Consider the following 6,752-nt stretch of genomic DNA (forward strand, 5'->3'; position numbering starts at 1 on the left):
GGTTACCTCGCCTTCCTTCTTATGTAGCTGTCAGTTTTTTAAGAAAGGGAGCATATTTTCTGTCTTCCTTATTAATATGGTCTGACCACCATTCTTTTAAAAACTTCAGCATCATATCCAGGTCCTTATCCATAAAAACCTCACGAGAAACATTCTCTGTCTTCCTTGCCAGTTCCTTATGCAGCAAAATATGTTCCTCCAGGGCAGGATAGCCTGCCTCTGTCATTAATGATTCTTCGGTCTCAAAATGGATGTGTATATGTTGCTCCAACATAATTAAAGTAGGTTGTAATATTTTCTCTCCGCGTCCTTTTTGAATAAAGTAGTACAACGAATTGATAATGGAGACAATTCCTCTATGCTGCTCATCAATTATCGGAATTCCCAGCCTGTTACTGTCACTCCATACTATGTACAGGACATTTTTCATAATTATGCAATTTCTTTCTCAATTTCCTGGTAGGAGAGCTCTTTTATTGCTGCTTGTTCTTTAGCATGTTCTATTGTCATGCTTATCAACTTGCCATCCTTGCCAAGGTCAATATAAATATTTTCATTTATCTCTTTTGTTTCGTATACCTCATTTTCAGAAAACTCCAGTAATGCCGTATCTGTATCGGAAAAATATTTTATTTTCATTTATCGGTCCTCCTTGAATGATCTATCGAAAAATGTATTATGAACTGTTTCTCCATCACTTAATAATATAACCCTCAATGCTCTTCCTTCCATTTCTTCTATTTTTGCCCATCTCCTGATTCTTCCGTCTGATTGAATTTCCTCTTTCAATGGATATTTGATAACCTTCTCAATCCCTTCATCTTTAATAATACACCTATCTGGCCTTTTTCGAATGTATTTGAAATATTCTGTTACTTTCATATTATTTTATTATATCAGTAATAGTATCAAATTGTTTTAGCATTTATTCCCTGCAGATAACTGGTTGATAGACGAAATGTATTTTATTCAGGCAATTTAAATATACCATATCACAGAAAAGACAAAAAATAAAGGGCTCAGGTTTCAAACTTTGACATGGCAGACATTAAGTGTTAAGAAATGTTCATGGCGGTACCATTGCTTTTTATGCGCGCTGCTGATCTCTCGGATGTAGATAATCTGTGGCAGTGGGAAGTGAGTGTTTCATAGGAATTTAGAGGAAAAAGGTGCAAAGAGATATTGATGTCAAGAAGGATTGCCATCCAGAGGGTATATTAAGCATTGGCTGACTGAATCATGGTATATTATGTCAGATATTGACCAATCATGAAAGTATAACAGTTCAAAAATGTGAGGTGATCCTATGAAGCTGAAAGTAATTGTTCATGAAGCGGAAGAAGGAGGCTACTGGGCTGAGGTGCCAGCTATTCCAGGCTGTGCAACTCAGGGAGAGACCTTCGACGAACTTCTCACCAACCTTTATGAGGCCGTCGAAGGTTGCTTATCCGTAGATATAAAAGACATTGAAATAACGGAGAAGGACAAAGTCCTGGAGATCGCAGTGTGAAAGCTATATCGGGGAAGGACTTTGCAAAACTGCTTGAAAAGAGAGGTTGGGAGTTGCGGAGAACAAAAGGCAGCCATCACATCTACGTGAAAGAGGGAAATCCGGTTCGGATTTCTGTACCCATACATGGAAATAGCCCGCTAAAGATCGGCTTGCTGAAGCACCTTATGAAGGTTGCAGGAATTGATGAAAGCGAGTTGTGACATGATGCACATAATCGGATAAGCAGGGTCCCGATATATCGGGAGTAGCGGGACGACCTGGGGGACATGTTGCATACTACGCAAAACTATTGACTGGCAAGAAAATGAAGTTGATAAAATTGCAGGATTATAGCTTACTATGACAGCCATGATTAGACATGCCAGGAGTCTCGCACATGCCCAAATACACGAGAGGAAGAACTTAAATATGTATAAGTTTTGCATAGTGTGCAACAACGTTAAGGTCGCATACAACTTGTTATCCGCACACAATGAAAATAAGCAATTTGCCTATTTGAATCGATATAATTGAGACTAAAAGAATTGCAAAACAATGTCTATATATTAACCAAAATGAAGAATCGTGATAATAATGGCCTGTGACCTTTTGAACGATATCTCTTACCAAAAGGCCATCATTGCCCTGGTTGGAACGCTTTTCGGCGGTTTTATTTCTTATTTTGTCGGCGTTGGTCTTTACGTCAAAAAAGGATTTTATGATCATGCCATCAAATTTAAACGTGCTTTTATTGATGAACTCTATGCTATTGAAAGAGAAGGGGGAAACCCGTCTAAAATCCTCCCTAAAGCTATGAAAAGACATGACCTTGCTGTTTTTGAATTTATACGTGTTTTGTCAAGGCGTAAACGAAAAGCATTGTCCAGAGCTTGGGATGAATATCGTAATCCCAAAAAGCAAGGCAAAGTTGACTTGACGCATTATTATTTTGAAGGGGAGTCTTCTGAAGAGCAGGAAAATAGGCGCAAGCTCATCATCGAGCGTCTTAGTAAAATAATTTCCTTTGCTGAATAAGGAAACGAACTTAAGGGACGTTGTTACCCACTATGGGAAACGAACTTAAGGGACGTTGTTACCCACTATGCAAAACTATTGACTGGCAAGAAAATGAAGTTGATAAAATTGTAGGATTATAGCATACTATGACAGCAATGATTAGATATGTCAGTAGCCTCGCACACGCCCAATTGCATGAGGGGAGGAGCTTTATAATGTATAAGTTATGCATAGTATGCAACAACATCCCTAAGGTTCGTATTCCAAGCCTCATGTTACTCCAATTTGCCGGTGATTTGCGACGTTCGGTGTAAAAATGGCAATCTGGTTGCGGACAAACGAATTCGAAGAAGCAGTGCAATCTTTCGAGTCCTGCCTTGAATTTGCTATAAAGGTAACGGGGGATTTATCCTACTGGAAATGGACTATGATTAGTTTGCACAATGCACTTCAAGGGTTCATGGTCATTTCCTTGCGGAGGAGCGATGGGTTCGGACCAATTAGAGATGACATAGAGAAGGAATGGCATGAAGCACGAAGTAAAGGGCATCAGCTACCCGTGGAAAAATTGGATAGCTTCTTGAATCTATACAAAAAAATAAAGAAGGAAGGAAGTCTTCAATATTCGAATGAAGAGCGGTTTATTCCCAAGGGTAACCAAGGACATTCTGTGAAGAAAGTTAACGAGATTAGAGATGAGTTCATTCATTTTACTCCCAAGGGCTGGAGTCTCGAATGTTCTGGATTGCCTAACTGCTGCTTGGATTGCCTGCAAATCGCACGTTTTTTGCATGAGAACTGTAGAAACATCTCAACTCAATCAGGGCACGACAGGGACAGGGTTATAAGAGTCCTATCTGAACTGGAAAAAGTCTTTTCTGATCTAAAAACACAGTATACAAACACCGAACCAAGCAAGCGAGTGGACGCTTGACAGCGCCGCTCCATTCAATCGTTAGATAGTAAAATTATTAAGGTATTCATCTAACCATGAGTAAAAGTTTAAATTGCAATCCAGCGTCCGTAGCAAATGCATCAGGCTTTCCACTTCAAATGCGCCTTGCGGACATCGCAAAAACTTCCGGACGATGGAGGCTATTAGGAGAAGAACATCCATGGTCATTGCAGTCCGGACACTCGGAGGGTTTCATTGATCTTATCCTCCTTGACACTCATGAGGAACAAACCATAGTGGTTGAATGTAAACGTGTCAAGCAAACAGTATGGGTTTTCTTGCTTCCTAAAACTAATCCGGAAAAGCGTTCACATGCAAGATTATGGGTTTCATCTAAAAGCAATTCTAAATGGGAAATGCTTGGATGGTCTCAATTTCAAGTAGATCCTCAATGTCACGAATCAAAATACTGTGCCATTCCTGGACAAGATCATGGAAGACATAACCTTCTTGAAAGAACTGCATCAGAATTAATTGCTTCAGTTGAAGCCCTTGCACTTCAGGAACGGGAATTAACCGAAAAAGGTCAAGCTTCAGATGTAAGATTTAGAAGATGCTACATTCCTGTAATTGTCACCACTGCTCAACTACAAGTGGCTTGTTTTGATCCAAGTGAGGTGTCCCTTGTTGATGGTACGTTACCTGCCGAAGCTAATTTTTCGGAAGTTCCTTATGTTAAGTTGCGTAAAGCCTTAACAAACAGTTTTTCGACAACGTCACAAACAAATTTAACAGAAGCATATCAAAAAGCGGAGCGGACTGTATTCATAGTCAATGCTGAAAAATTTGGTGATTTTCTATATGCTTGTGAGGTCCATCGCAGTGCCAGTTGGTGGGAATAAAAAAAACGATTTTACTATTTGCTGGAAGAGGGATTGCTCAAAGCGCTGTAGGGAGAAAAAGGGTCAAAGCTTTCATATTGACATTGTTTGATAACATTATGTATCTGTCAATGATAAAAATTCGACCCTATTACTTTATTAACCCGGCAACTATTCAGAGAGACTGACAGCCTGTAAGATTGCGGGTTTAGCAATCAAATTGTTAGCAGTAAAAAAACATGAACAAATTCTGGCTGAAGCAAATATATGAAGAAGCAGTTAAACGGTATTTGGACGGTGAGTTCCTTAGCAGTAAAAGGTCATCAGATTCTGGATACTTACTTAAGCTTCTGGGTTTTGAGTTATTGCTTAAAGCAGCACTATATATCGACAAAGGAAAAGAAGATTACTCACATAATTACTACGCGGTGTATTGCACATTAAGCCGAGATGTCAAAAAGAATTTAGTTTCAGAAGCGCAACAGATTTCACAAATTTTCGATATCAAAGACAAAATAAAAAATATTTTAACTTGGTATTCTGATAACTTTGTTAGGCTTAGGTACCCTTTTAACTCTTATAAATGCCTTACTGAACCCGAATATAAAGAATACAGCAAGTTATATTCGGAGTTGGGATGTCCAGAAGGTGAAGCAGAATTTGAGTATTACCCTGAAGAATTACGTGGCCTATTTATGGCTTTGGAAGTGTATGTTAAGAAAAACTGCTAACAGACTCATCGATAACACACAATATATTTTGCACAATTAGAGCCATAGTGACCTCGAAGCTGGTAAAGTAATTTAACCCAAAAACCAAACCATAGGAGGCACACCATGACTCAGAGACATTGTACCGAGGGAGACAGAAGACAGACTTCCGTTGAGGCATACTATGCAAGATTCTTGACTGGCAAGAAAATGAAGTTGATAAATTTGTAGGATTATAGCATACTATGACAGCCATGATTAAACATGCCAGGAACCCCGCACACGTCCAATTGATCGAAAGGAAAAACTTGCTAATGTATTAAGTTATGCATAGTATACAACGTTACTGAAGTTAGTCCGTACAAAGAAATAAAATGGGGCAGTTTCGTTATGCCTATACGGGGAAGAATGAAAAAGATAATAGTTTTTTTAGCTCTTTACTTTATAGCCTTTTCAGCATATGCAGAAAATAGTTTATTGGGAAAATGGACAAATAAAAGTAATCTTGGGCAACAAACTTTCGAGTTCATAAAAGGACATGATTTTATACACACATATAATTGGGTTAAAGATGGGAAAGCTATGACTAATGTAATAAAAGGCGTATGGGAGACTGGGTCATGGACTATTACTAAATCAGGCAATATTAATCAGTCTTGCAATTTAACAATATACTTAAATGAAGACGAATGTTGTTTTGATTACAAATTTATCGCTGACAACTTAATTATGACAAAGAAATTTTCTGCAAAATCATACAGTTCTTTTTGTGAAAATAAAGTCCTTATAAGAGGAAAATAAATGGTTCATATTATGGACTTAAGAAACGGACTTGAGGGACATCCTATAGTCCCCTGTCAAGTAAAAAATACATCTCAAGAAATATCTTTTAGAATTAAAGAGTTACAGAACCTTACAAGGATTCAAACGCACCTCTCCTCTAAGCCTTCAAAAGACTTTTTTAAGTTTTGTGGCGAGTCTCTCACCGTAATGGAACCATGCACCTTATCGTTACGTTTATCCGATGTATCCCATTAAAAAGGGATCACCCATCATCCCTTATCCAGGTTGCAGAGTTCAGTGAGAGGCCCCTTTATTGTCCCGGACGAGGTCCATTTATGGCCTCAACGTTGTTGCTCGGGGTCCTCTCGCCAATATTAAAATAGTGTTTTATTCTATATTCAGGTATTTCGGGTCAAAGAACTCCTTTTTCTTCATCAGCGTCCATGCGATTATAAGCATCTTGGCCGCCAGCTTTACTCTCATCTTTGTTTTTATGCCTCTTTCCCTCTGACGGCCCCTGAGCTTATTGGTAAAATATGCAATAAAATACTTATCCCTGCTCGATGCAATCATTGCTGCCTGGTATAAGGCATATCTGATATCCGACTTTCCCTTCTTGGATATGGAGGGTGTTACTGCATCGGAAGTTTTTCCGCTTCTGCTTGCTGACAAATCCATACCCACCAGCTTCAGTACCTGAGAACCTTTATTAAAGCGGAAGGGATTGCCAATAGCTCCCAGGACCATTGCTGAGATTAACGGGCCAAACCCCGGAATACTTAAAAGGTATTCGTATTCCGGAAACACCCCGCAGACTGCATTGATCTGTTGCTGTGTAAGCGTCAAATAAAGCCCATCTTCCCAGGAAGAGGTAAGAGATGCCATGATAAGCCAATCAAAAATAAGGAGGCGAGTCATGGCAAAGAAAGGGTCAAGAGAGGGAGAGAAAGAGGAATACTGGAAGGGGCATATAC

At 39.1% G+C, this 6,752-nt stretch carries 11 protein-coding genes; 7 read left to right on the plus strand and 4 right to left on the minus strand.

The window, feature by feature from the left end:
• Nucleotides 1–19: 19 nt before the first annotated feature.
• The 3 genes from VST71_09990 to VST71_10000 are packed head-to-tail and all read right to left on the minus strand — an operon-like array spanning nt 20 to nt 882.
• Complete coding sequence (locus VST71_09990) at nt 20–430, minus strand: hemerythrin family protein (GenBank protein MEC4686045.1); 411 nt, start codon at nt 428–430, stop codon at nt 20–22.
• A gap of 2 nt (nt 431–432) precedes the next feature.
• Nucleotides 433–639, minus strand: coding sequence for a DUF2283 domain-containing protein (locus tag VST71_09995; protein ID MEC4686046.1), 207 nt, complete (start codon nt 637–639; stop codon nt 433–435).
• Entirely contained in the window at nt 640–882 is a 243-nt protein-coding gene (locus VST71_10000) for a hypothetical protein (protein ID MEC4686047.1), read from the minus strand.
• A 424-nt stretch (nt 883–1,306) separates the two neighbouring features.
• Here VST71_10000 and VST71_10005 point away from each other — a divergent pair, with 424 nt between their 5' ends.
• The 7 genes from VST71_10005 to VST71_10035 all read left to right on the plus strand — a co-directional run bounded on the left by VST71_10005 (nt 1,307) and on the right by VST71_10035 (nt 5,796).
• A complete protein-coding gene (locus VST71_10005; GenBank protein MEC4686048.1) occupies nt 1,307–1,510 on the plus strand; it encodes a type II toxin-antitoxin system HicB family antitoxin in 204 nt (67 codons plus the stop codon).
• Nucleotides 1,507–1,713, plus strand: a complete 207-nt coding sequence (locus VST71_10010) for a type II toxin-antitoxin system HicA family toxin (protein ID MEC4686049.1) — start codon at nt 1,507–1,509, stop codon at nt 1,711–1,713. The genes VST71_10005 and VST71_10010 overlap by 4 nt, the downstream gene beginning before the upstream one ends.
• 373 nt (nt 1,714–2,086) lie before the next feature.
• Nucleotides 2,087–2,527 carry a hypothetical protein gene (locus tag VST71_10015; protein MEC4686050.1) on the plus strand — a complete coding sequence of 147 codons (441 nt, stop codon included), beginning with the start codon at nt 2,087–2,089 and terminating at the stop codon, nt 2,525–2,527.
• Nucleotides 2,528–2,825: 298 nt separating this feature from the next.
• Nucleotides 2,826–3,443, plus strand: a complete 618-nt coding sequence (locus VST71_10020; GenBank protein ID MEC4686051.1) for a hypothetical protein — start codon at nt 2,826–2,828, stop codon at nt 3,441–3,443.
• Between the two features lie 56 nt (nt 3,444–3,499).
• Nucleotides 3,500–4,306 carry a hypothetical protein gene (locus VST71_10025; protein MEC4686052.1) on the plus strand — a complete coding sequence of 269 codons (807 nt, stop codon included), beginning with the start codon at nt 3,500–3,502 and terminating at the stop codon, nt 4,304–4,306.
• Between the two features lie 218 nt (nt 4,307–4,524).
• Nucleotides 4,525–5,016 carry a hypothetical protein gene (locus tag VST71_10030; GenBank protein ID MEC4686053.1) on the plus strand — a complete coding sequence of 164 codons (492 nt, stop codon included), beginning with the start codon at nt 4,525–4,527 and terminating at the stop codon, nt 5,014–5,016.
• Between the two features lie 387 nt (nt 5,017–5,403).
• The gene (locus VST71_10035) at nt 5,404–5,796 is read left to right on the plus strand and encodes a hypothetical protein (protein MEC4686054.1); all 393 of its coding nucleotides are present in this window, start codon (nt 5,404–5,406) and stop codon (nt 5,794–5,796) included.
• Between the two features lie 369 nt (nt 5,797–6,165).
• Here VST71_10035 and VST71_10040 read toward each other — a convergent pair.
• Nucleotides 6,166–6,752, minus strand: a 587-nt coding sequence (locus tag VST71_10040) for a transposase (protein ID MEC4686055.1), incomplete at its 5' end; no start/stop codon positions are given.

It is taken from the genome of Nitrospirota bacterium (assembly GCA_035873375.1).
In the GTDB taxonomy this organism is placed as follows: Bacteria; Nitrospirota; Thermodesulfovibrionia; order Thermodesulfovibrionales; family JdFR-85; genus BMS3Bbin07.

Excerpts from the sequence above, each read along its gene's own strand:
- VST71_09990 (MEC4686045.1), bottom strand. The coding sequence starts at position 430 with ATGAAAAATGTCCTGTACATAGTATGGAGTGACAGTAACAGGCTGGGA.
- VST71_09995 (MEC4686046.1), bottom strand. The coding sequence starts at position 639 with ATGAAAATAAAATATTTTTCCGATACAGATACGGCATTACTGGAGTTT.
- VST71_10000 (MEC4686047.1), bottom strand. The coding sequence starts at position 882 with ATGAAAGTAACAGAATATTTCAAATACATTCGAAAAAGGCCAGATAGG.
- VST71_10005 (MEC4686048.1), top strand. The coding sequence starts at position 1,307 with ATGAAGCTGAAAGTAATTGTTCATGAAGCGGAAGAAGGAGGCTACTGG.
- VST71_10015 (MEC4686050.1), top strand. The coding sequence starts at position 2,087 with ATGGCCTGTGACCTTTTGAACGATATCTCTTACCAAAAGGCCATCATT.
- VST71_10020 (MEC4686051.1), top strand. The coding sequence starts at position 2,826 with ATGGCAATCTGGTTGCGGACAAACGAATTCGAAGAAGCAGTGCAATCT.
- VST71_10025 (MEC4686052.1), top strand. The coding sequence starts at position 3,500 with ATGAGTAAAAGTTTAAATTGCAATCCAGCGTCCGTAGCAAATGCATCA.
- VST71_10030 (MEC4686053.1), top strand. The coding sequence starts at position 4,525 with ATGAACAAATTCTGGCTGAAGCAAATATATGAAGAAGCAGTTAAACGG.
- VST71_10035 (MEC4686054.1), top strand. The coding sequence starts at position 5,404 with ATGAAAAAGATAATAGTTTTTTTAGCTCTTTACTTTATAGCCTTTTCA.